Source organism: Almyronema sp. (genome assembly GCF_052168255.1).
Taxonomy (GTDB): Bacteria; Cyanobacteriota; Cyanobacteriia; order Phormidesmidales; family Phormidesmidaceae; genus Sphaerothrix; species Sphaerothrix epifaneia.
This window is the reverse complement of record NZ_JBQLZL010000074.1, coordinates 40784-62579: the sequence shown is the minus strand read 5'-3', so window position 1 is coordinate 62579 and position 21796 is coordinate 40784. Positions and strand designations below refer to the sequence as shown.

23 protein-coding genes are annotated in these 21796 nt (G+C 50.9%); 12 read left to right on the top strand and 11 right to left on the bottom strand.

Annotation, left to right across the window (positions count from 1 at the left end; all coding sequences use genetic code 11):
* Nucleotides 1–32: 32 nt before the first annotated feature.
* Together ACTS3T_RS16680 and ACTS3T_RS16675 are read right to left on the bottom strand one after the other, a co-directional pair.
* Nucleotides 33–476, bottom strand: coding sequence for a DM13 domain-containing protein (locus tag ACTS3T_RS16680; protein ID WP_377964841.1), 444 nt, complete (start codon nt 474–476; stop codon nt 33–35).
* 111 nt (nt 477–587) lie between these two features.
* The gene (locus ACTS3T_RS16675) at nt 588–1127 is read right to left on the bottom strand and encodes a hypothetical protein (protein ID WP_377964843.1); all 540 of its coding nucleotides are present in this window, start codon (nt 1125–1127) and stop codon (nt 588–590) included.
* Between the two features lie 280 nt (nt 1128–1407).
* Between ACTS3T_RS16675 and ACTS3T_RS16670 the strand changes: the two genes are divergently transcribed.
* From ACTS3T_RS16670 to ACTS3T_RS16650, 5 genes are all read left to right on the top strand, one after another.
* The gene (locus ACTS3T_RS16670; protein WP_377964957.1) at nt 1408–2376 is read left to right on the top strand and encodes a DNA-methyltransferase; all 969 of its coding nucleotides are present in this window, start codon (nt 1408–1410) and stop codon (nt 2374–2376) included.
* Nucleotides 2349–2783: a 23S rRNA (pseudouridine(1915)-N(3))-methyltransferase RlmH gene (locus tag ACTS3T_RS16665; RefSeq protein WP_377964844.1), complete on the top strand. Its 435-nt coding sequence runs from the start codon at nt 2349–2351 to the stop codon at nt 2781–2783. The genes ACTS3T_RS16670 and ACTS3T_RS16665 overlap by 28 nt, the downstream gene beginning before the upstream one ends.
* Before the next feature lie 70 nt (nt 2784–2853).
* Nucleotides 2854–3321 carry a CYTH domain-containing protein gene (locus ACTS3T_RS16660; protein ID WP_377964846.1) on the top strand — a complete coding sequence of 156 codons (468 nt, stop codon included), beginning with the start codon at nt 2854–2856 and terminating at the stop codon, nt 3319–3321.
* Nucleotides 3322–3423: 102 nt separating this feature from the next.
* Nucleotides 3424–4095, top strand: a complete 672-nt coding sequence (locus ACTS3T_RS16655; RefSeq protein ID WP_377964848.1) for an HAD family hydrolase — start codon at nt 3424–3426, stop codon at nt 4093–4095.
* Complete coding sequence (locus tag ACTS3T_RS16650) at nt 4092–5522, top strand: MFS transporter (protein WP_462935270.1); 1431 nt, start codon at nt 4092–4094, stop codon at nt 5520–5522. The genes ACTS3T_RS16655 and ACTS3T_RS16650 overlap by 4 nt, the downstream gene beginning before the upstream one ends.
* Here the strand turns inward: ACTS3T_RS16650 and ACTS3T_RS16645 are convergent.
* Complete coding sequence (locus ACTS3T_RS16645) at nt 5515–5688, bottom strand: PCP reductase family protein (protein WP_377964852.1); 174 nt, start codon at nt 5686–5688, stop codon at nt 5515–5517. The two genes, ACTS3T_RS16650 and ACTS3T_RS16645, sit on opposite strands and share 8 nt — an antisense overlap.
* A gap of 141 nt (nt 5689–5829) precedes the next feature.
* Here ACTS3T_RS16645 and petJ point away from each other — a divergent pair, with 141 nt between their 5' ends.
* Together petJ and ACTS3T_RS16635 are read left to right on the top strand one after the other, a co-directional pair.
* Nucleotides 5830–6156, top strand: coding sequence for a cytochrome c6 PetJ (petJ, locus tag ACTS3T_RS16640; RefSeq protein ID WP_377964854.1), 327 nt, complete (start codon nt 5830–5832; stop codon nt 6154–6156).
* Between the two features lie 175 nt (nt 6157–6331).
* Entirely contained in the window at nt 6332–7135 is an 804-nt protein-coding gene (locus ACTS3T_RS16635; RefSeq protein WP_377964856.1) for a tetratricopeptide repeat protein, read from the top strand.
* A gap of 393 nt (nt 7136–7528) precedes the next feature.
* Here the strand turns inward: ACTS3T_RS16635 and ACTS3T_RS16630 are convergent, their stop codons facing one another.
* From ACTS3T_RS16630 to ACTS3T_RS16605, 6 genes are all read right to left on the bottom strand, one after another.
* Nucleotides 7529–7723, bottom strand: coding sequence for a heavy-metal-associated domain-containing protein (locus tag ACTS3T_RS16630; RefSeq protein WP_377964858.1), 195 nt, complete (start codon nt 7721–7723; stop codon nt 7529–7531).
* A gap of 358 nt (nt 7724–8081) precedes the next feature.
* Nucleotides 8082–8510 carry a DUF4359 domain-containing protein gene (locus tag ACTS3T_RS16625; protein ID WP_377964860.1) on the bottom strand — a complete coding sequence of 143 codons (429 nt, stop codon included), beginning with the start codon at nt 8508–8510 and terminating at the stop codon, nt 8082–8084.
* Between the two features lie 66 nt (nt 8511–8576).
* Entirely contained in the window at nt 8577–11822 is a 3246-nt protein-coding gene (locus ACTS3T_RS16620) for an efflux RND transporter permease subunit (protein WP_377964862.1), read from the bottom strand.
* 10 nt (nt 11823–11832) lie between these two features.
* A complete protein-coding gene (locus ACTS3T_RS16615) occupies nt 11833–13104 on the bottom strand; it encodes an efflux RND transporter periplasmic adaptor subunit (RefSeq protein WP_377964864.1) in 1272 nt (423 codons plus the stop codon).
* Nucleotides 13101–13739, bottom strand: coding sequence for a response regulator transcription factor (locus ACTS3T_RS16610; RefSeq protein WP_377964866.1), 639 nt, complete (start codon nt 13737–13739; stop codon nt 13101–13103). The genes ACTS3T_RS16615 and ACTS3T_RS16610 overlap by 4 nt, the downstream gene beginning before the upstream one ends.
* A complete protein-coding gene (locus tag ACTS3T_RS16605; protein ID WP_377964868.1) occupies nt 13736–15049 on the bottom strand; it encodes a sensor histidine kinase in 1314 nt (437 codons plus the stop codon). The genes ACTS3T_RS16610 and ACTS3T_RS16605 overlap by 4 nt, the downstream gene beginning before the upstream one ends.
* 217 nt (nt 15050–15266) lie before the next feature.
* On the opposite strand from ACTS3T_RS16605, the gene ACTS3T_RS16600 reads away from it, so the two are divergent.
* Nucleotides 15267–15758, top strand: a complete 492-nt coding sequence (locus tag ACTS3T_RS16600) for a Spy/CpxP family protein refolding chaperone (protein WP_377964870.1) — start codon at nt 15267–15269, stop codon at nt 15756–15758.
* A 404-nt stretch (nt 15759–16162) separates the two neighbouring features.
* On the opposite strand, the gene ACTS3T_RS16595 is transcribed toward ACTS3T_RS16600, so the two are convergent.
* Both ACTS3T_RS16595 and ACTS3T_RS16590 read right to left on the bottom strand, forming a co-directional pair.
* Complete coding sequence (locus ACTS3T_RS16595; protein ID WP_377964871.1) at nt 16163–16342, bottom strand: hypothetical protein; 180 nt, start codon at nt 16340–16342, stop codon at nt 16163–16165.
* Between the two features lie 309 nt (nt 16343–16651).
* Nucleotides 16652–17548: an alpha/beta fold hydrolase gene (locus tag ACTS3T_RS16590; protein WP_377964873.1), complete on the bottom strand. Its 897-nt coding sequence runs from the start codon at nt 17546–17548 to the stop codon at nt 16652–16654.
* A gap of 129 nt (nt 17549–17677) precedes the next feature.
* On the opposite strand from ACTS3T_RS16590, the gene ACTS3T_RS16585 reads away from it, so the two are divergent.
* The 4 genes from ACTS3T_RS16585 (at nt 17678) to ACTS3T_RS16570 (ending at nt 21571) form a co-directional block, all read left to right on the top strand.
* Nucleotides 17678–19120 carry a hypothetical protein gene (locus ACTS3T_RS16585; RefSeq protein WP_377964875.1) on the top strand — a complete coding sequence of 481 codons (1443 nt, stop codon included), beginning with the start codon at nt 17678–17680 and terminating at the stop codon, nt 19118–19120.
* A 154-nt stretch (nt 19121–19274) separates the two neighbouring features.
* Nucleotides 19275–19742: a ribosome maturation factor RimP gene (rimP, locus tag ACTS3T_RS16580; RefSeq protein WP_377964877.1), complete on the top strand. Its 468-nt coding sequence runs from the start codon at nt 19275–19277 to the stop codon at nt 19740–19742.
* A gap of 91 nt (nt 19743–19833) precedes the next feature.
* Nucleotides 19834–21318, top strand: coding sequence for a transcription termination factor NusA (gene nusA, locus ACTS3T_RS16575; protein WP_377964879.1), 1485 nt, complete (start codon nt 19834–19836; stop codon nt 21316–21318).
* Nucleotides 21308–21571: a YlxR family protein gene (locus tag ACTS3T_RS16570; RefSeq protein WP_377964881.1), complete on the top strand. Its 264-nt coding sequence runs from the start codon at nt 21308–21310 to the stop codon at nt 21569–21571. Before nusA ends, ACTS3T_RS16570 begins: the two co-directional genes overlap by 11 nt.
* The last annotated feature ends 225 nt before the right edge of the window (nt 21572–21796 follow it).

The window sequence follows — 21796 nt, the reverse complement described above, 5'->3', positions numbered from 1 at the left end:
TGTGTTTAACGGCGGTTGGTACGCTGTTCTTGCTAGAGCGCAGCGTAACCAAAGGTGATATTGAAGGTGCGGCACCAAATGCCAACTGAGCCATACTCATCCAGGTCAATATCAGCCGGAATGCTGTAGCGTTGGCTGCCGCGCAAGCGCTGTAACTGATCTAGCTTCACGTAATCGGCCTCAGCAATAGCGGTGGGAATGGTGGCTGATCGGTAAAGAATAACTTCAACGTCAGGCCCGCCACCAGTGCTGAACTGTTGGTCAAATTCTAGATATTGCTGGCCATTTTCAGTCACGATACGGAAACTCCCAGTAGTGGGATGGCTGCGATCGACAGTGACAAATTGACTTGCTGAGGGAGCAGCCTGCGCAATTTCAACAGTTTCAGCAACCGCTACGGGCGATCGCCAGCTAAGCGAATTGCCGATTAATAGCGCCAGGGTGAGTCCAAGCGGAGTAAACAGTTTAAGTTGCATGGGTTGTCTGAAAAAACCTACAGCCAAAACCTTAAAGCAACTATCTGGGAATTTGCCCAGGCGCAGATGAAAGCATCATTTTGAGTCGCTAATAGTCAGGTCGGCTAATTCTCATTTAGAATTCAGCGAGTCAGGCGTAGCAGGTTGTCGCATAAATTTGAGATAGTCCCCTAGCATGGTCAGGGTTAGCGCTGGGTCATGCCCTTGAGGGCTGTATTGAAAGCGCAGAAAGTGCTGGCCTTGCGGCGTCAACCACACGTCTTTGATCTGCTTTTGGCTAATTTTGACCAGTTTGCGACTTGCCAGAGTTTGAATCAGACGTTGACGACTCTGAGCAGGAACTTTGGGGTGAATAGTTGCGGGCGAGAGGTGGCCTGTAGCGGCTGACTTGAGCGTAAGTAACTCATCGGGCGTCACCAGCAAGTTGCGATTGTCTAAGTTGAGGAGTAGCCGCCCGCCTGGGGTGAGGCCAAAGCGGCTGATCACTTCAGTGTAGGCAACTAAACCCTTGTGGCCGAGTTGGCGGCAAACAGTCTCTCGTTGAGCGGCGGAAGTTTTAGCATTCAGACTAATCTGGCTGAGGGGAGCATGGTAATTAGCCTGAGCCAACAGCCGCATGAGAAACTTCAGCTCAAGCGTCGTTATTTCCATGCAGTCCGTTAAAAATAGTAAATATGAACTATTCTAGGGAAAAACCAGGAAGTCTTAGCCTGCGATCGCCCGATTTGGACATAGAAAGCTGTAAGGTAAGGGGAGTTCTTGGCTATTAGAGGGTGTCTGAAAAGCCAATGGTTGGGATTTTAGGCACTCATCGATCCCCCCTTAGCCCCCCCTTAAAAAGAGGGAATCGGCTCGGAAGTCCCCCTTAAAAATGGGATTGAGGGGGATCTCAACCGTTTTGCTACACAGCAGATAACTTTTCAAACATCCTCTGAGTGTGAATAAGCCCTTAGCGCCTCGAAATCGAACCTTAGCTTTGAGTCAGTCAGACTGCCAGCGCTATCAGTCTCGTTTGCTCACCCTCACAACGGCGACGCCGCTTGAGGCAGTTCTTGATCGAACTTTGCACCAAAATTTTTTAGAAGCGCTGCCTCACCTACCGCCCCAGTCTATTGATTTACTGTTTTTAGATCCGCCTTATAACCTGAGTAAAACCTTTAATCAACAGCGCTTCAACCGCAAATCTTTAGAAGACTACGAAACCTGGTTAGACAGTTGGTTTTCCCAACTATTGCCTTTGCTCAAACCAACTGCTTCAATTTATTGCTGTGGAGATTGGCAGTCTTCAACAGCGATTCATCGGGTCGTTAGCCAGTATTGTAAAGTCAGAAATCGCATTACCTGGGAACGAGAAAAAGGTCGTGGCGCTAAAGTTAACTGGAAAAACTGTTCAGAAGATATCTGGTTTTGTACGCTGTCCAATCAGTATGTATTTAATGTGGAAGCGGTCAAACTAAAACGGAAGGTAATGGCTCCTTACCGCGATCGCAGCGGTCAGCCCAAAGACTGGCAAGCAACTAACCACGGTAACTTTCGCATTACCTACCCATCAAATTTGTGGACTGATATTTCGGTACCGTTTTGGTCAATGCCGGAAAACACCTGTCATCCGACCCAAAAGCCAGAAAAGCTTCTAGCCAAGCTGATTTTAGCCAGTAGCCATCCTGGCGACATAGTGCTAGATCCCTTCCTGGGATCAGGCACTACGTCAGTTGTGGCTAAAAAATTAGGACGCCACTACATTGGCATCGAAATTGACGAGCAGTTTTGCTGCTTAGCGGAAAAACGTCTAGAACTAGCAACAGGCGATCGCACCATTCAAGGCTATGCCGCTGGCTATTTTTGGGAGCGTAATACCCTCAACCAACAGCGATGCAAAGCTTCCCCAAAGTCAAACTAATTGCCGTTGGCAAAGTCAAAAAAGGCTGGCTGCGCGAGGGCGTAGAAGTCTATCTTCAGCGTTTGCCAGAATTAGAGATCGTTGAGATCAAAGATTCAACGCCAGCAAAAGAGGGCGATCAAATTTTATCCATACTAAAAGGAGGCGATCGCCTAATCGGATTGAGTGAAGAAGGGCAAACTTTTTCATCGGTTGGGTTTGCTCATTTTTTAGCTGCGGCTGATTCTAATAGTTTGGTGTTTGTAATTGGCAGCGCCGCCGGATTAAGCCCAGCTTTGAAACAAGCCGCAAGCCAACTTTTGAGCCTTTCTCCGATGACCTTTCCCCATGAAGTGGCGCGGCTCCTGTTGGTAGAACAGCTTTATCGGGCAAAAACTATTTTGCAGGGCAGTCAATATCACAAGTAAATATTCTGGGTTAGGTCTTATTGGTTGAGTTACGGTTGAGAGGGCGTTTGAAAAGCCAGGGACACTGAGTATGGGCGTTGAAATTGAGCGGAAATTTTTAGTTAAAGGCGATCGCTGGCGATCGCTGGGCAGCAGCGAATTTTACCGTCAGGGATATTTAACCACCGCCCAAGATGGCTGCACGGTGCGGGTGCGGCTAGTGGGCGATCGCGCCTGTGTCACCATCAAAGGCCGCACAGTTGGCAATCGCCGCGCCGAGTTTGAATATGCCATTCCTGCCGCCGACGCTGAAGAAATGCTAGATACCCTTTGCCAAAAACCCTTGATTGAAAAAAACCGCTATAAAATCTTGTCGGGATCGCTGGTGTGGGAAGTCGATGAATTTATGGGCGAAAATGCTGGACTGATTGTAGCCGAAGTAGAGCTGAGTGATCCCCAACAGGTGATTGACCTACCGGACTGGGTAGGAGAAGAAGTTTCTGGCGATCCGCGCTATTTCAATGCTTATCTAGCCCAGCAGCCGTTTAGCCAGTGGTGAGGCGATCGCGGTCAATCAATTTCTATCTTCAGCCACAAGACAGGCGAGCTTAACAAACTCTAGGCTAAAGCAGTTGTTTCAACGCCTATGAGCTAAAAGCCAATGCCCCAAGCCGCTATTTTTGATATCGATGGTACTTTGGTAGACTCCGTCAATTTTCACGCTGAAGCCTGGGTTAAGGGGTTTGAGAAATTTGGTCACACCGTTGAATTTGCCACTGTTAAACAGCGAATTGGCAAAGGTGGCGAGTATATTCTGCAAGAGTTTTTAACGGACGAGGAAAATCAGCAGTACGGATCTGACCTCAGCCAGTATCGCAAACAATATTTTCACGAACACTTTCTGCCCCAAATTCAGCCGCTACCCCAAGTTCGGGCTTTATTTGAGCGTATTCGCCAAGACCACATTCAAATTGTTCTGGCGACTTCAGCCGAGCAAGAAACCGCCGATCACTATCGGGAGTTGCTAGGCATCAAAGACTTAATTGATGGCATGACCTGCGCCGATGACGTAGAAAAAGCCAAGCCTGAGGCTGACATTTTTCAAGCTGCTTTAGAAAAACTGCCGCAAGTGTCCCCTGAGTCGGTCATTGTAATTGGCGATAGCCCTTACGATGCCGAAGCAGCCCAAAAGCTTTCACTGCCAACATTGGGATTTTTAAGCGGTGGCTTTTCGCCCGATCAGCTACGCGAAGCAGGGTGTGTCTCTATTTATAAAGATCCGGCTGATCTGCTTGATCACTACTGCGACTCTCTGTTTAACTCCACCCTATGACGATCGCAGCTCCGGTTCAGTCTTTTGAGCAGCGTTTAGATCAGTCAGCCCTAACCCGACCGATGTGGTTGCTGTGGGGGCTATCGGCAGGGCTAATTGCCCTGGATGGGTTTGACTTTTTTATTATTGGTGTGGCGCTGCCTTTTTTGCAGCGAGACTTTGGTTTAGGCGCGGGCGGTACTGGGGCGATCGCAGTGGCGGCGATCGCGGGTTCGCTGGTAGGTTCTTTAACCCTTGGCCCCCTCACCGATCGCCTTGGCCGTCAGCGCATGCTAATTGTTGATGTCGCTATCTTTGTATTGGCAACAGCAGGGACAGCTTTAGCCTGGAATCCGGCGTCTTTAATCGGGTTTCGTTTTTTGGTTGGCCTGGGGATCGGGGCTGATTATCCTATTAGCGTCGCCTACATTACCGAAAATGTACCCGCTCGGCTGCGAGGTCGCATGGTCGTAGGCGCTTTTTCGTTTCAGGCGGTGGGAGCCTTATTGGGTGCGCTCACAGGGCTTAGCACCATTGCCTTTTTTGATCATTTTTATCCCGGTAATCCCCAACTGGCTATTCAATATGGGTGGCGCGTCATGCTTGGGGTAGGGTTACTGCTGGCAATGGGCGTTGCCGGGTTGCGGCTCAGCTTTTTGTTAGAAAGTCCACGTTACTACCTGGCTAAAGGCGATTATGAGGCGGCTTCGACAGCGGCTTCTACCCTCTTGGCTAGCCCGATTACCCTAACACCCGCTACCGATCCACCTGAGCGAGAGCCTCAATTAGCTTATGGCGCTTTATTTACAGCGGCCTATCGGCGGCGAACGCTGCTAGCCTCGCTGCCCTGGTTTTTGCAAGATATTGCCACTTACGGCATTGGTATTTTTACCCCCACCATTATTGGGGCGCTGGCTTTTGCGGGTCAAGATAGCTTTCTTTTACAAGCGATGGCGGCAGCGAAAGGAGCCGCTTTTGTAGATCTATTTTTAATTTCTGGGTTTGTGCTGGCGGTTTGGTTAATAGATCGCGTCGGTCGCATTCGCCTACAAATGACAGGCTTTGTCGGTATGGCAGCAGGACTGAGCCTTTTGGCTTTGTCAGACCTGGTAGAGCCAGCTAGCCAGCTAAAGCTAGGTCTGGTTTTTGCTGGATTTGTGGTGTTTAACCTGTTGATGAATTTAGGGCCAAATGCCACCACTTTCTTGCTCTCAGGAGAGGTGTTTCCTACCTCTATTCGTGCCAGTGGTGCGGGCTTTGCAGCGGCGTTTGCCAAAGCGGGGGCGGTGGTAGGCACCTATGGGCTACCTGTGTTGCAGCAAGCCTGGGGGGTGCCCCCGTTGTTGTTTTTGCTAGCAGGCATCTGCTTGTTGGCGGCGTTGGTGACCTATCTAGCCCAAGTAGAAACAACCGGGCGATCGCTAGAGGCGGTTGACGCGGCTAGTTAGAGCCAAATTTTTGTTTAGCTTGTTCATAAACTGCGACTGTAATTTCGCTGATGCCATCAGCTTGAGCGAATTTTTCAATTTTTTTGCGGGCGGCAGGGCGCACAAAAAAAGGAATTTCTTTTAACCGGGCTTCGGCTGCGGCTGTCCAGGTAACGGGCTGACTCATTTAAACCTCTAAAAAAGCTTTTTGCATCATAAGGGATAGCTGAAGTTCATAAATAGAAATCTTTGACGCTTTGTCTTTTGACGCCGCTTTTTAGCGCTTGCATAATCAGCTAGAAAAACTGGCTTTGGGAGACAACTAAAGATGAAACGAGTTTTGCTAGCTTTTGGGGCGATCGCTATTAGCTTGCTTGTGTTTGTGCCCTCGGCAATGGCTGATGTAGCGGCGGGTGCTAGAGTGTTTTCAGCTAACTGCGCTGCTTGCCATATGGGGGGTGGCAATGTGGTCAACGCGGCAAAAACGCTCAAACAAAGCGACTTAGAACAGTATGAGATGGCTTCGCTGGCAGCGATTCAAACTCAGGTAACGAATGGCAAAAATGCCATGCCTGCTTTTAAAGGTCGCTTGACAGCCGAACAAATTGAAAACGTAGCTGCCTATGTGCTAGATCAAGCTGAAAAAGGCTGGTAGATCGATTTTAAGCGGCGTGACAGGGGTGTAAAGTCTGCGCCCCTGAGGGGTGGTCTTAGCCTATTGAGTAAATTAGCAAATGATCTTAGCCAACCAACGAGCGTGGCTTTTAGCTCTTTTTATTTTTTTAAGTTCAGCGCTATTGGCTTTACCAGCCTGGGCGTTTACTCCTTCCTTGCAAGATAGTTTCCAGCAAGGAGTAGACGCGTTTCAATCACAGCGGTATGAGCAGGCAATCGCGGCTTTCACGCAAGCTATTCGACAAAACCCTAATCGAGCGGCTGCTTATGGCAATCGCTGTTTGGCCTATCTAAAACTTAACCAAAACTCGCTAGCCATTGCCGACTGTACTCAAGCTTTAGAGCGTGATTTTAGCAACGCCGAGTTTTACTTAAACCGAGGGTTAGCTAACTATCGCTTGGGTCTGTATACGGCTGCAATCGATAACTACAATCAGGTTTTGAGTTTAAAGCCTGACGATTATCGAGCTTTTTATAATCGCGGTTTGGCTGAATTTGGTTTGGCTCATTATTCAGCCGCGATCGCAGACTATAACCGTTCGCTGCAACGCACACCTCAGCTATCAGCAGCTCGCATGGCAGCTATTTATGACGATCGCGGTGCGGCCTATCTGCTAATACAAAAGCCTGCCGCCGCTGTGAGGGACTTTTTGCAAGCAATCAACTACGATGCTTCTGATTCAAGCGCTTTTTTTAATTTAGCCTGTGCTTGCCACCAACAGGGCTATGAACTAGCAGCAATCGAGTATTTTAGTCAAGTATTGGGAATGGATTCTCACCAAGCTCAGACTTATCTGAACCGAGGTTTAATCTACAGCCAAATAGGCAAAAAACAGCAGGCGATCGCCGACTTGCACCAAGCTGCCCACTATCTTCAGCAGCAAGGCAGCCAAGCTGCTTATCAGCAGGTTACGCGGATTCTGCATCAGCTGCAAACCGAACCTTCTGTATTTGGATAAATTTCCCTAAATCGGTTTGTCAGGCTAAACAAACCTCAGCCAAAGCTGAACTTTTGCGGCAGCTACTGATTGAATCATCAAGCCATTTAGCCAGTATGGAAGCAACTTTTGCTGGGACTTTAGCGTTTTTTAGCAATAGCTAAGCAGATAGAGTAGTTGCCCTACGTTAAGAGGATGTTTGAAAAGATATCTGCTGCGTCGCCAAACGGTTTAGATCCCCCTAAATCCACCTTAAAAGTAGGGGAGATCAGATGAGTGCCTAAAATCACAACCATTGGCTTTTCAAACACCCTCTGAGCCACTGAATGGTTAACAGTTTTTGACAGAAACCTGTCATTCTGGCGTTTGCTATTAGCGATAAAGGCTAAAGCCATTAGCTGCAAACTAACTGTATCAAGCAACGGTATGTCCGGTAGCTTCAATCGCCTGCCGAATAGAAGCTTCGCTGGCTTCAGTTTTAGCGACGACTGCTTTAGTCTGGAGGTCAATATTGACCTCGGCTTCGCTATCTACTTGGGTAATCGCCTCGGTTACGGTTTCAACACAACCTTCGCAAACCATAGACGGGACAGTTAGTTCAATCGCCATTGATCCCCCTGAATTTACGCTTGACAAACAGGTATAGCGGTAGCCACAAAAGTTGAGGCACTCAATTGCTAAAAGCCGCTACTGACAAAAAGCTTTGCTTCCGCTTTCTGGCCTCTATCTTTGCTTTTAGCTATGTTCCAGATATTTATTGTACAGGGTATAGGCTCCTAAGGTTAAGACGCTTCAATTGCTAATGCTAAAAGCTGCTAACAGAAACGCTTTCCTTTTGCCTTCTGTTTTGTGCCTTGAGCAATATCTTTGCAAGCGTTCTAGCGGGCGCGGCAATCCAACCTTAAGAAAACGCTAGCGGTGCTTGTGTCGTCGTTATTGAGTTAAGACAGTCAGGAGAGAGCAAACTTCATTTTTCTGTCAAAGTGAAAAAATGCCCCCCAATCCCCACTGTTTTGTACACACGTCCCGGTACTTTTGTGGTGTAAACACTCAAAATCAGGTAGTTTTTGGGTTCGGATGTTGACAAGCTAATGAGCTGTTTCAAAACCCCTCGCCCAAGAAAATCAGCACCTTGCACAAAAGACTTACACAGATCGCTCGTCGGCATTGAGAAAACCGTTACATCAATGTCGCGATCGAATTCGGTGCAGCCTTGTTTGGATGAAAGATGAATTTGCTCAGCCGTGTAGTTGAGGTAGTCTTCTTTGCTGGGGTTAGTCAAGGCCAAAACAGAACCTAGAAGCAGCAAACTGCCTAGCGAAATCTGCATCAACCGTTTTTGGGCTAGCGGTCTGAAGCGGTTGCTTAGAGGATTAGAGTCTGGAGATGAACGCATTGTTTTTCAGGAAAGGGATAGTCTGATTGTTTTAGCTTCATATCAGACGACCCCGTTTCCGCAAACTTAGCGATCGCTCTTAGACATGACCAGAACCTTAGTTTTGCGTGTCAGGCGACGACGCCAGCGCTGCCAGTAAGGATCGTGTAGCAGGCTATAAAAACAGGGGATGATGAACAGCGTCAAAAGGGTTGCCAGCGACAAACCCGAAAACACAACCACCCCCAAAGGCTGCAAAAATTCGGAGCCTTCTCCGATGCCCAAAGCCAGAGGAAACAGACCTAAAACCGTGGTAATGGTGGTCATTAAAATGGGGCGAAGGCGTTGAGGTGCTGCCTGCAAAATTGCAGTTTGAGGACTAACAGGGTCAAAAGACTGTTCGGCGCGATCGCGAATTTGGTTAGCCAACTCCACCAAAATAATGGCGTTGTTGACTACGATCCCCACCAGCAGTACCGCCCCAACAATCACCGTCGCCCCGATCGCCGTCTGGGTGACAAATAGCCCCAAAATACCGCCTGCCAGCGCCAGCGGCACCGTCAGCATAATCACCAGCGGATCAACCAGCGAGTTATACTGCACGGCCATCACCACAAACACCAAAAAGGCGGCTAGCCCTCCCAAAATGGCAAGCGAAGCCTGCAACTGCTGATTCGTTTCAGCACTAGAGCTAGGCAAAATATTCACCCCTTCCGGCAGTTCCAGGGTAGACAGCACCGTGTCAACTTCTTCGAGCGCCTCTCCTAGGCTGGCTCCTTCGGCTAAACTACCCGCCACCAGAAAGACCTGCCGTTGATTAATCCGCTGAATTTCACCGGGCGCTTGCCCCGACTCAATGCTAGCCACATCGCCCAAGCGCACCAGTTGCCCCGCGTCAGTAAACAGCGGAATTAGCCTGAGCTGCTCAGGACGCTGAATTTCTTCTGGGTTGACCCGCACTCGAATATCAACCAGGCGATCGCCTCGCTGCAACTGCGTCGGCACCGAACCATTCAAAATGGTCTGCACCGTGTTACCCAGATCTTCAGCCGTCAAGCCCAGGTCGGCTGCTCGTTCCCAATCAGGCCGAATCTGCACCTCAGGCTGGGGTTCTTCCGCATCGGGTCGAAAACGAGCCAGGGTAGCCTGTTCCCCCAAAGCGGCCAACACCTGCCGCCCCGCCTGCTGGAGTGCCTCAGTATCGCTTCCCTGTAGCATGACATCAATTTCAGAGCGTACCGGAGAATTGCTCAAGACCAAGCCCCGCACCGATTCTGGGCTAATGCGAATCAACGTATCGACCAGATTGAACTGCTCAAACGCTTGGCTCATGCGATCGACAAAAGCTGTAATGTCAACCCCCGGCTTTAGCGTAATAGTGCTAGAACCCCGCAGCGCATTTTCGCTGGTGATACTGGCAAAGAGGGCACCGCCAGAGGTAGTAAACGTATACTCCGTCTCAGGTTGCTCTCGCAGTAGCTGGTCGATCGCCGCCATCACCTGACGGTTATCAGACAGAGGCGTCCCCGGCGGAAACTGGGCAAACAGTTGGGCTTGTCCGGTATCAATTCGCGGCAAAATTTCTTGGGGTACCCGACCGACCATCAGCAGGCTGCCACCGCCGAGAACCAAAAAGGCGATCGCAATGACGCTCAAACGCCGCTGCAAAATCCAGCGCAAAAACTGGGTATAGCGAACGGTTGCGGCTTCTAGGCGGCGATCAAACTGGCGAATTAGCCAAAACCGCTGCAAGCCACTAGAGCCGCGAATCGCTAGCAGACGAGCAGCCAAAGAAGGAACTACGGTTAAAGCCACCACCAGCGACGACGCCACCGCAAAGCTAATGGTCAAAATCAGTTCGCTAAACAATAGCGAGACAAAACCGCCAATGAGCAAAAAGGGCAGCACCGCCACCAAGTTGGTAGTGGTGGAAGCAATCAAGGCAGACTCTAGCTCCTGGCTGCTTTGCTCAGCTTGTTGAATCAGCGATCGCCGACTGCCGTTATGACCGTTATGGCCGTTACGCGACCCATTGGTTTGCGCCGCGTGGGTTTCTGCCCCTTTGGCAATGTTTTCGAGCATCACGATGGAGTTATCCACCACAATGCCCACGCCCAGAGCCAATCCCCCCAGGCTAAAAACGTTCAGCGATAGGCCAAACAGTTTGATCATCAAAATAGCCGTCAGCGTGGCTAGCGGAATTGCCAAAACAATGATCAACGTTTGCCGCAGCGAACCCAAAAAGAGCAAAACAGCGATCGCAGCTAAAGCTGAACCCGACAAACCAGCGATCGCCACATTGCTAATAGAATTACGAATAAAACGCGATTCGTCGAGGGTGGCCGTCAGCGTCATATCTGCCGGAATTAGCCCAGAAGCTCTCAACGTCTCTAGCCGCTGCTTGACATCCGCCACGACCGCTACCGTATTCGCGTCCGGCTGCTTTTGCACGCTTACTTTAACGGCTGGTTCACCGTTGAGCGTTACGAAAATTCGCTGTTCTTCCGTCCCGTCAATTATTTCGGCAAAGTCTCGCAGATAAACCTGCTGAGGCGGGCTGCTGTCACCCACCTCAAAAATCAAATTACGAACTTCGTCAGCCGATTGAAACTTACCCCGCAGCCGGGTTAGCGATTCAGCTTCGCTACCGCGCAGCCGTCCCCCAGCAGTATCCTGGTTGCGAGCCTCTAAAGCCGCTAACACTTCGGGTAAATTGAGTCCCAGCGCCTGCAAACGACTGAGATTCAAGTTGATCAGCACTTCTTCCTGCACGCCACCTGAAACATCAACGCTGGCTACACCCGGAATAACCCCCAACTCCCGCGCCAGTTCTTCTTCGGCAAATACTCGCAGGTCAACCCCCTGATACCGTTGAGACGTAAGCGCCAGTTCGTAAACAGGCAACTGCGAGGGATCAAACTTAAACAGCCGGGGTTCGCCCACCGTATCCGGCAAGCTATCGCGGGCCCGGTTAAGCGTAGCCGTAGCGTCGTTAAGAGCCTGGTCAATATCGCCGCCAGGGCGAAAAAACAGATCGAGACTAATGCGCCCTTCGCGAGTCTGCGAAAAGACCTGCTCCACCCCTTCGGTCGCAGACAGGGCTTGCTCTAGCGGTCGAGTCACCTCGTCAACGGCCACCTCAGGCGAAACCCCAGGCGCATCTAGCCGTAAGCCAATGCGCGGATAGGTAATCGAGGGTAATAAATCGACAGGTAAACGGGCGATAAAAAAGAGACCCAGCACAATCACCGCGATCGTGAGCATGAGGGTGCCAATGTGACGCCGAATTGCTAGACGGCTGACACTTGGCCCAGCGGGATGAGAAGCTGCCATAAGTAACCTGCTACGACTCCGAAAGAATACTTAATCGAACCACCTGTCCGGCACTGAGCGGGCCGCCACTGCGAACCACCACGGCCTCTCCAGGTTCTAAGCCTGAACGGATTTCGACTTGACCATTGGCGCGATCGCCCACCTGTACCGAGCGAGTTTGCACTTGGGCTTCAGGAGCCTCACCCATCGCCACAAAGAGGGTGGCAGTGGCCGAATCAGTTTGGTTTTCGCCAATTTCTAGGGCACTTTGGGGCACGACGACAGTTTGGCTAGCAGCGGCGAAGTTAACCCGCGCCAGCAAACCGCTGCCGATTTGACCATTGGCATTGGGAATCGTCACCTCAACCGGAATCAGACGGGCGGTGGGATCTGCAACAGGTGAAATGCGCGTGACCCGCCCGGTCAACGAGGTATCAGGAAAAGCATCTAGGCGAACCTGCACGGCTTGCCCCAGGCTAATCTCACTCAGCACCAATTCAGAAACTTGCACAATCACTTTGACAGCGCTGAAGTCTCCTAAGCTAAAAACTTCATTTCCGGGTTGCACTAAATCGCCCGGTTCAGCCGCTCGCGCCAAGACTACTCCATCAATGGGTGATGTCAGCGTCGTATAGGCTAGCCGCTGACGAGCTTGTTCAACAATGGCCTGCTGCGAGGCCACACGCCGCTGGGCTGAAGCAACGCCTTGCTGCTGGGTGGCTACCTGCTCTTGCGCTGAGCGTAGCGCCTGGGCAGCAATACTGCGAGCCGTTTGAGCTAGTTCGGCTTCTTGCTGAGAAATTGCACCGGCATCGGTCAGCCGCTGTAGGCGGTCGGCATCGGCGATCGCCTGCTGTAGTTCAACTCTGGCCTGCTCTACCTGGGTTTGGGCATCACTGACCTGCGATCGCGCTTGCGCCACCTCAGACTGACGCGCTGCAAGTTCGGCTTCGGCTTCATTGAGTTCTGCCTGAAGCAGTGCCCCGTCTAAGCGGGCTAAAGGCTGGCCGATAGCAATGCCATCACCAGTATCAACGCTGGCGCTCAACAACTGGCCTTCCGCCTGCGCTCGTAAAGAAACCGCTTGCAAAGGTTCAGTCGTACCCGTATATTCCAGCGTCGTTTCAACTGAACCAGTTTGGGCGATCGCCGTTTCTACCGCCACGGGGCCATCGGCGGCTTGGCCGTTGGGGGGTTGGGTTTGCGCTTCGCTGCTGGGTAGCCAGCTACAGCCTGTCGCACAGCCCAAAACGCCCACTAAAAATAGCTGACTCGCTAGCTTGTAGCCAGAAAGAGTGGTCATAGCTGATCTCTATAAAGGGTGGTCGCTAAAATGGCAGCCTGGGTGCGATCGCGGAGGTTAAGCCGACCCAGCAGGCTATTGACATGGTTTTTTACCGTCCGCTCTGAAATAAACAAGGTTTGGGCAATCTCGCGGTTACTGCGGCCCGCCGCAATTAGCTGTAGTACCTCGCGTTCGCGCGGGGTTAGTTGGTTAAGTTCCGGGGGCGGCGTAGCCGTTGTCGGTGCCGAAGCGATCGCTTTTTCAAACAGTCCTGGCCCCAGTTGGGTGTAGCCTTTTTGAATAGCTCGAATAGCTTGGGCTAACTCTTCAGAAGGAGTATCTTTGAGCAAATACCCCTTAGCGCCACACTGCATCGCCCGTGAGACATAATCATCGTCATCAAAAGTTGTTAGCACCAGCACTTTGATCTGAGGAGCCTGGGTTCGTAATTGACGCGTAGCGGCGACACCGTCCATCACAGGCATACGCACATCCATCAGCACCACATCGGGTTGCAGCCTCAGCGCTTGCTCGACGGCAATTTTGCCATTCTCAGCCGTACCAATGACTTCCAAATCAGGTTTGGCCTGCAGCAGGCTGCGCAGTCCTTCCCGCACAATACTCTGGTCATCGACCAGTAAAAGTTTGATCACGCCACTGCCCCCTGTCGCGGCATCACCACCTGGATCTGGCAGCCATGTCCTGGCTGACTGTGGAGATAAAAACTGCCGCCTAGCGCCGTTGTCCGCTCTCGCATACTCTGGAGGCCAAAGCCAGTCGTATTTTGGCTGGGATCAAAGCCCTGACCGTTATCTTCGATTTGCAGGGTTAAGTCTGAGCGGCGATCACCCAAACTCAGATTTACCCAGTCAGCTTCACTGTGTTTAGAAATATTAGTCAACGCCTCTTGCACAATTCGATAAAGGGCTGTCGCCACTTCGACAGACGGTTCCGTCTCAATTTGCACCTCAGCCGTAATGGGAATCGCACAGTTATGCTGAAAGTCTTGCAACAGCACAGCGATCGCGGCCTTGAGTGTTTTGCCCTGTAGCGGATGGTGGCGCAGCGTGGCGACTGAGTGGCGCACATGCTGCAACGCCTCTTTACCCAGCTCTCTGGCCTTGTGCAAATGGTCAGCCAATGAACCGCTATTAGCAGGTAGTAACATCGCCACGTTTTCGAGTTGAATGCTTTGAGCCACCAGCGAATGCCCTACCGAGTCATGAATTTCGCGGGCAATGCGGTTACGCTCTTGCAAAGTAGCCTGGTTTTCAATCAGCAACGCATATTGACGTAGCCGATGATTTGCCTCGCTCAATTGCTGACGACTGCGGGTTTCTGCCAGCACTGCCCCTACCAGCAGCAGCACAAAACCCAACACCAAGCCAAACAGCAAAGCGGTATTGAGGGTTAGCCCTAACAGCACATTGTGCAAAGATTCAGGCGGAATACGCCGCAGAATTGCTGGCAGCGATCGCCCTAGCGGCACGCCCAAAGGCCGAATGCCCAAAAATGCCAGCAGCAGCATCAAAATAAACGAGCCGTAGGCTATGCCTGCGACCAAGAGCCGTCCCCCCCAGGGAAACAGCAGGCAAGCCCGAATGACCACAATCAGCAGCAACGGCGGAAACACACTCTGCCCATGGCCGATCATCAACACCGCCAGCCAACTTAGCCCCAACCCAGCGGCGCTGTAGAGTCCTTGCTGCACTCTAGACTGGGTTGGCAACCGCAGCCCCATCGCGCCTAGCCCTGCCATACTGAGCAAAGCACCCACCTGCAGCGGAATTGCAAAGGGCACAGGTGCATGTTTTGAGGCCGGGTGAAAAGGCCCCGGAAAAGGTTTGGGAGGATGGGCAAACAGCAGCGGCGAAAAAGCGGCCAGCACAGCAATGCTTAGCAAAATCCACTCTAGATAAAGCAACAGGCGAAAAGGATGGCGATCGCGAACCAACTGCTGCATAAATAATGATGACGGCACCAAGCTGGGCTAACTATAAAGCGGAGTCTGCCAACACAATAGGATCAAAAGTCACGAATTAGACCAGCCGACCTAGTACTTTGGGACTAAGTTGCCTTGGTACCGCCGATGCATGGCGGTTGTGAGCTTAGACTCAGGTGGCGATCGCGGCTGAACATTACGATATGAGAGTGTTTGCAAGTTGAAGTGAGATATGCCTATGTCATTACGTCGCACCGTTTTGCTCTCGATGCTGTCGTTGTCGCTGTTGAGTGGCGGTACCTTTGCCTTTGCCCAAATGAATTCAGGGGCGACTCGCTTAGCCCAACAGCCTATTGAAGCCGACGAGGATTTTGGCCCTGGCGCTGGCCGGGGTGAAGGACGCAGAGGCGATCGCTGGCTAGAGCAGCTTGATCTAACTGACGCCCAAACTGCACAAATTCAAACGATCAAAGAGCAAGCCAGAACTAATAACGCTGGACTTCGTCAACAGTTGCAGCAAGCTCACGAAGAACTGCAATCGCTGATGGCTAGCGATGCCAGCTCCGACCAGCTTCGCCAGCAACACCAGCAGGTTCAAACCTTAAAAAACCAGCTAGCCACCCAACGCTTTGAAATGATGCTTGCCATCCGGGAAGTGCTGACCCCCGATCAGCGGGCAGAACTGGCAACCCTAACCTCAAATCGTCCGGGTCCCCGTGGCTCTCGATAAAACCGCTAGGCCGATTTTTTCCCTGTAGAGACTGAGTAAAAAAAGAGCCTGGAACTAAGTTCCAGGCTCTTTTAGATCTTTATTGCCTCACTCTTAAGGCTAACTATTCAGGTTTTGAGTCGAAAAATTACGATCACAACTGCCAGAGTTTATAGCTATAACTCCAAGCGATCAGGCACTTCAACTACAGCAAGCTGCTAACAGAAAAGCTTTTTTTCCGTCCTCTAGCTGTTACCTTTGGCGGAAACAGCAGATGAGGGCAAACGCTGGCGATCGCTCACCTAAATCTTGTCTGATAGACCTGAATAAAGCCAAATTTACGGCCTATTTCAGGCTATCTCTTGATTAGCAACTAGCCTCACTACCAGACGTACCCCATGGCTCAATTGGCTGACACGCTTAGCCTAAAAACCAAGGCCATAAGCCTGCGCCAAAATTTCACCCAGCGCACACAGCTTCTCTGAGTTCCAGCCGCGCTGCTGTTGAGGCGATGGCGTGCGATCGCTGCCGGGATAAAAGGCATTAGCAAAGTCTTGGCTGAAGTGGGCTAACTGTTGCGAAGTCCAGCCATTTTGACGTTTCATAAAAATAATTTGCTCCTTAACTAATCAACTAACGGGTTGAATCTGCTTATAGCGTAAGAAAATGTATTCAAATTTACAAAAACTAATTTTCATGACCCCTATGAAAAAAATCGATACTACTGCGCCGCCATGACTTTAGAAAATTTGAACGTACTTACGACATTTCAGCCTACAACGCCTCCAGCTTTGACCCCAGTTAAAACAAAGGGCGCTATAGCCCAGACCCAGACGGGAGAACACTTCAACGGCTGCAAGTTGCTAACAGAAAAACTTTTCTTCTGCCTCAGCCTTCTACCCTTAGCGATAGCCTCAGACAGCCAACGCCCAGTTTTGGCGTATCCATTGCTGCATCAAGTGATTCACCTGATCAGGCACTTCATCGTGGGGGCAGTGACCTGCCTGTAAATACACTTCCTTAAGCTGCGAATAATGCTGGCGAAACTTAGCGCCTCGCTCCCGTGTATTCATCCAGGGATCGCCTTCGCCCCACAGCAGCAACAGCGGACAGTCCATCTGGGCTAGCAGCGCATCAACCGTGTCTCCTTGAGGAGACTTAAACACCGACGCAAACACCTGCGCCGCGCCCGCATCACAAGCTGGTCGGTAAATATCTTCAACCAACTGGTCGGTAATGGCTGACTTATCGAGATAAACCTGCTCTAGGGTTTTGCGAATCATCGATCGCCGCCGCACGTACTGAAACAGCAGCCAGCTCGGTAAAGGCTGAAGTAGCAACGTGCGAGAAATATTGGCGATCGCCTGCTGCATCGCATTCGCTTTAGGCTGGGTGCTGTCTTCAGAAAAAGGCCCAGCGCTGTTGAGCAACACCACACCCGCTACCGATTGCGATCGCTGCGCTGCCGTACACAAGCTGGCATAGCCACCTAAAGAATTACCCGCCAAAACCGCCGGACGGCCAATGACCTGCCCAATAAAAGCATCTAGCTGATCGCGCCACAAACTGCCGCTATAAGCAATATTGGGTTTGGCAGAGCGACCAAAGCCTAGCAGGTCAATCGCCCACACCTCAAACTCATGGCTCAGTCCGGCAATCGTTTTGCGCCAGTGGTCGGTCGAAGCGCCAAAGCCGTGTACCAGCAATACAGGTGGATGCTGCGGCTGTGGCTCACCTGCTCGAACATAGTAAATAGGGTAATCTTGCCACTGCCAGTAGGTACCCGACTCGGAAGCGATCGCTGTGGTCATCACTCAGCCCTCAAACTCTTCTGTAAACAATTGTAAAACCTGACGTAAATTCTCTCATTAACGGCTGTCCGCACTGGTTTGATCGGGCAAATGTAGTAGATTCATTGCTAATGGGTTTCCGCTGGAGTTATGGCCGCTCTTTCTCGTCCGCGTAAAATTCGTACCCAAAAGCCTGTCGCTAGACGCAATCAGTGGTTTGAGCGGCTTATGGCTAGTTTGGCGCTGCTCAACCTGGTGTTGGTGGCTTTTGATCTCAGCTACATTCGCTTTCGCGACTTTTACCTGCGAGAGTTTCCAGCCCTGACCCAGTGGTACGGAGCCGCGTTCAAAGGGATTGAGCCAGAACGCACAACCACCGCTTACTTAGAAATTGTCGATCAGTTAGAAGAACAAGTCTCTCAAACCGGGTTGCAATCGGCAGAAGCTCGAACCCTGCTACAAGAACTGCGCGATCGCAGTAGCGAAATCATTGACGAAAACCCCTTTCAAATTGCCGACAAAACAGGCACCCTCGAACGAATCAAAAACTTGGTACGGGAACAAGTCGGCACCGATTCCGCCAAAGACGCATTTAACACCTTTTGGAGTCAGTCCTATTTAGAATCTGCCAACTGGGGAAATTCTATTGGCTTTTTTAATAGCGAAGTTCGCCCGCTAATTGAAACCAACTATTACCGCCCAGTATGGGAAGACGGCGAACCCCTCGATCAGTTTTGGTTACTTGATCAGTGGTTTATTTACCTTTTTGCCATTGAGCTAGCCCTGAGAACGCTGCTAATTTCGCGCCGCTATCAAGGCACTAGCTGGCTCGATGCCATTCTTCTGCGCTGGTATGACCTCTTTTTGCTCTTACCGTTCTGGCGGTGGCTGCGGATTATTCCGGTGATTGTGCGCATCAATCAGTCAAACCTGATTGACCTCGATCCGCTACGCAGCCGCATCAATCGGCTAGTCATTAGCAACATCGCCGTTGAGCTAACCGAAATTATTGTGCTACGCATCATTAGCCAAGCCCAAAACCTGATTCGCGAGGGCGAAGTAGCAAAGTGGCTGGTCAAACCCGATTCAGGCCAAAAATATATTGACCTCAACGATGTCGATGAAGTGCAGGCCATTTCCAGCCGCTTGACATCGCTGCTAGTTTACCGAGTTTTACCCCAGATCAAACCCGAAATTGACAACCTGATTCAGCACAGCATTACGAATGCAGTCGATCAAACCCCTGTCTATCAGGGGCTACAGGCTATACCGGGGATGTCTCAGCTACCCAGTCAACTAACGCGCCAGATCGCCGCAGAAATTTCTAAAAATGCCTACGGTGCCCTCACAGGCGCACTTGAAGACGAAGCTGGAGCGGCCCTCACCCAAAAACTAATTACCCATCTGGTTGCTACGGCTCAAGAGGAGCTGCAAAAAGACAGCACATTAGCCGATATTGAAGCGCTGACAATTGCGCTGCTAGACGAAGTCAAGGTCAACTACGTACAACGAATTGCGGCTGAAGACGTAGAAGCGATGCAGCAGCGCAATTACGAATTGTATGAAACAACCCGCCGACTGGGGCAGAAATAGCCACAATTAAAAACCAATAAACATTGCGTACATCGGCTCAATTCGTACGCTAAACTGACATTGCGGTTAATGCAGAGCATTAATCGACCCAAGTCAACATGATTTCGTGGGAAGTGGGCGTCTGAGACCCACTTTTTTTATTGTTAATGGCGTCATGGTTCATCCTTTAGTTCCTCAAATTATCGATCTAACCCAGCCGATTGCAGAAGACCTTGGTTTAGAAGTTGTCAGTGCAGTCTTCAAAACCAATCAGTCTCCGCCTGTCTTGCGAATTGACGTGCGAAATCCGCAGCATGATACCGGATTAGAAGATTGTGAGCGCATGAGTACGGCTTTGGAAGCAGTTTTAGATGCAGCCGACATTATCCCTGATGCTTACGTGTTAGAAGTTTCTAGCCCAGGCGTCTCAGAAACGCTCGCTAGCGATCGCGACTTTTCTGTTTTTAAAGGGTTTCCGGTTGAAGTGCAGTTGAGCGAACCCCATCGTGGCAAGCAAACATGGGTGGGTAAGCTCGCCGGACGGGATCAAGACTCTATCTACCTTAATCAAAAAGGTAAAGCGATCGCTCTACCGCGACCTTTAGTTGAGTGGGTTAAACTCAGCGATCGCTCAGAGGTTTAATTCATTTTTTAACTTTATCTAGCTACACATTTACACCCTAACTGACGGCTCACACACACTGAAATCGTCAATTTTTTGGAGGTCCTTAGCTATGTCAATGGTCAGCTTACCAAACTTGCAAGTGATGATCGACGAGATCAGTCGCAGCAAGAATCTTCCTAAACATGCCGTGCAAAATGCTTTGCGCGAAGCTCTGCTCAAAGGCTACGAGCGCTATCGCCGTACCCTCAAAATGGATAGCTCTCAGTTTGACGAAGAGTATTTTGAAAACTTTGACGTTGAGCTAGATCCCGAAGGCGAAGGTTTCCGGGTAATTGCCACCAAAACCATCGTGGAAGCGGTTGAAGACGCCGATCATCAAATTGCCCTCTCTGAAGTTCAAGAAGTTGCCCCCGAAGCCCAAATTGGCGAAACCGTACTGCTAGATGTCACCCCCGAACAGCGTGACTTTGGCCGAATGGCGGCGATTCAAACCAAGCAGGTACTGGCTCAAAAGCTGCGCGATCAACAGCGCAAAATGATCCAGGAAGAATTCAAAGACTTAGAAGGCACGGTACTGCAAGCGCGGGTGCTGCGATTTGAGCGCCAATCTGTGATTATGGCGGTCAGCAGCGGCTACGGCCAGCCAGATGTAGAAGCTGAGTTGCTCAAGCGCGATCAGCTACCTAACGACAATTACCGGGCTAACGCCACCTTTCGGGTGTTACTTAAGCGGGTGTCTGAAGGTTCTCACCGTGGCCCTCAGCTACTAGTTTCTAGAGCCGATGCAGGTCTAGTCGTTGAACTTTTCTCCACCGAAGTACCCGAAATTGAAGACGAAGTGGTACGGATTGTCGCCGTTGCTCGTGAGGCAAACCCCCCTTCTCGCTCAGTCGGGCCACGTACTAAGATCGCAGTAGACACGTTAGAGCGCGATGTCGATCCGGTGGGAGCTTGCATTGGTGCTAGGGGTTCGCGGATTCAGGTAGTTGTCAACGAACTGCGAGGCGAAAAAATTGACGTAATTCGCTGGTCGCCTGATCCGGCCACCTATATTTCTAATGCGCTTAGCCCAGCCCGTGTAGACGAAGTTCGCCTGGTTAACCCCGAAGAGCGGCAAGCTCATGTCTTAGTACCGGAAGATCAGCTCAGCCTAGCAATTGGCCGCGAGGGGCAAAATGTACGCCTAGCGGCTCGGCTGACAGGCTGGAAAATTGATATTAAAGATTCTGCTAAGTATGACTATGAAGCAGAAGCCCGCAAGCTAGAAGAACAAGCTGCGATCGCCGCCGCCAAACGCGCCGAAGAGGAAGCCAGACAAGCCGCAGAAGCGGCAGAGGCGGCGGCCCTTGAAGCAGAACTTGCGGCTGAAGCTGATGACGAGATAGCTGATGACGAGATAGAAGCAGAGATGAGCGAAGAATCAGCGATCGCCGTAGCTACGGATCAAGCAATGGAAACGGAGATCGTCGACGACGATGATGGCGACGATGAAACTGAGGAGGTAGAAGCGGCAGCAAATTTAGCCCCTTCTGATAGCGAATCTACTGAGGCCGATTTTGTTGACGAAGACAGCGACGACGACGATGAAACCTAATTATCGACGCTGCCTAAGCTGTCGTCGAGTTGACCATCGTGACAACCTTTGGCGCATCGTGCGAGTGCATCCCACTCGCCAGGTACAATTAGATCAGGGTATGGGTCGTTCAGCCTATCTTTGCCCCCAGGCGTCTTGCCTCCAAGCCGCCCAGAAAAAAAATCGCTTAGGGCGATCGCTGCGAACATCCGTTCCTCCGGAAATTTATGTCACTCTGCAGCAAAGATTAGCGTCGCCAGTAGGGGCTGTATAGGTTCGTTAGGCAAAAAAAGCGTTTACTATTTGAGGAGATAAACGCAGCCTGAATGCCTTGCTGTTTGAGCAAGCCCAGCGGCGCGATGTCTGGTTCTATTTCACAGGTGTCGTTTTCTTCTAAACTAGCTGTCTAAAACGAATTTTGAATCCCCCGCTAAACTCATTATTAGGGCAGAGGCGAGGGGAGACATTACCTTACGAGCTTCTGGCCTGTTATGCTGAA

Bases quoted from the DNA above. Each gene is read 5' to 3' on its own strand.
- ACTS3T_RS16605 (WP_377964868.1), bottom strand. From the start codon at position 15,049: ATGCAGCAGTTGGTTCGCGATCGCCATCCTTTTCGCCTGTTGCTTTAT.
- nusA (WP_377964879.1), top strand. From the start codon at position 19,834: ATGTCAATGGTCAGCTTACCAAACTTGCAAGTGATGATCGACGAGATC.
- ACTS3T_RS16600 (WP_377964870.1), top strand. From the start codon at position 15,267: ATGTCATTACGTCGCACCGTTTTGCTCTCGATGCTGTCGTTGTCGCTG.
- ACTS3T_RS16680 (WP_377964841.1), bottom strand. From the start codon at position 476: ATGCAACTTAAACTGTTTACTCCGCTTGGACTCACCCTGGCGCTATTA.
- ACTS3T_RS16655 (WP_377964848.1), top strand. From the start codon at position 3,424: ATGCCCCAAGCCGCTATTTTTGATATCGATGGTACTTTGGTAGACTCC.
- ACTS3T_RS16590 (WP_377964873.1), bottom strand. From the start codon at position 17,548: ATGACCACAGCGATCGCTTCCGAGTCGGGTACCTACTGGCAGTGGCAA.
- ACTS3T_RS16595 (WP_377964871.1), bottom strand. From the start codon at position 16,342: ATGAAACGTCAAAATGGCTGGACTTCGCAACAGTTAGCCCACTTCAGC.
- ACTS3T_RS16625 (WP_377964860.1), bottom strand. From the start codon at position 8,510: ATGCGTTCATCTCCAGACTCTAATCCTCTAAGCAACCGCTTCAGACCG.
- ACTS3T_RS16630 (WP_377964858.1), bottom strand. From the start codon at position 7,723: ATGGCGATTGAACTAACTGTCCCGTCTATGGTTTGCGAAGGTTGTGTT.
- ACTS3T_RS16650 (WP_462935270.1), top strand. From the start codon at position 4,092: ATGACGATCGCAGCTCCGGTTCAGTCTTTTGAGCAGCGTTTAGATCAG.
- ACTS3T_RS16615 (WP_377964864.1), bottom strand. From the start codon at position 13,104: ATGACCACTCTTTCTGGCTACAAGCTAGCGAGTCAGCTATTTTTAGTG.
- ACTS3T_RS16620 (WP_377964862.1), bottom strand. From the start codon at position 11,822: ATGGCAGCTTCTCATCCCGCTGGGCCAAGTGTCAGCCGTCTAGCAATT.
- ACTS3T_RS16665 (WP_377964844.1), top strand. From the start codon at position 2,349: ATGCAAAGCTTCCCCAAAGTCAAACTAATTGCCGTTGGCAAAGTCAAA.
- ACTS3T_RS16645 (WP_377964852.1), bottom strand. From the start codon at position 5,688: ATGAGTCAGCCCGTTACCTGGACAGCCGCAGCCGAAGCCCGGTTAAAA.
- petJ (WP_377964854.1), top strand. From the start codon at position 5,830: ATGAAACGAGTTTTGCTAGCTTTTGGGGCGATCGCTATTAGCTTGCTT.
- rimP (WP_377964877.1), top strand. From the start codon at position 19,275: ATGGTTCATCCTTTAGTTCCTCAAATTATCGATCTAACCCAGCCGATT.
- ACTS3T_RS16585 (WP_377964875.1), top strand. From the start codon at position 17,678: ATGGCCGCTCTTTCTCGTCCGCGTAAAATTCGTACCCAAAAGCCTGTC.
- ACTS3T_RS16675 (WP_377964843.1), bottom strand. From the start codon at position 1,127: ATGGAAATAACGACGCTTGAGCTGAAGTTTCTCATGCGGCTGTTGGCT.
- ACTS3T_RS16660 (WP_377964846.1), top strand. From the start codon at position 2,854: ATGGGCGTTGAAATTGAGCGGAAATTTTTAGTTAAAGGCGATCGCTGG.
- ACTS3T_RS16570 (WP_377964881.1), top strand. From the start codon at position 21,308: ATGAAACCTAATTATCGACGCTGCCTAAGCTGTCGTCGAGTTGACCAT.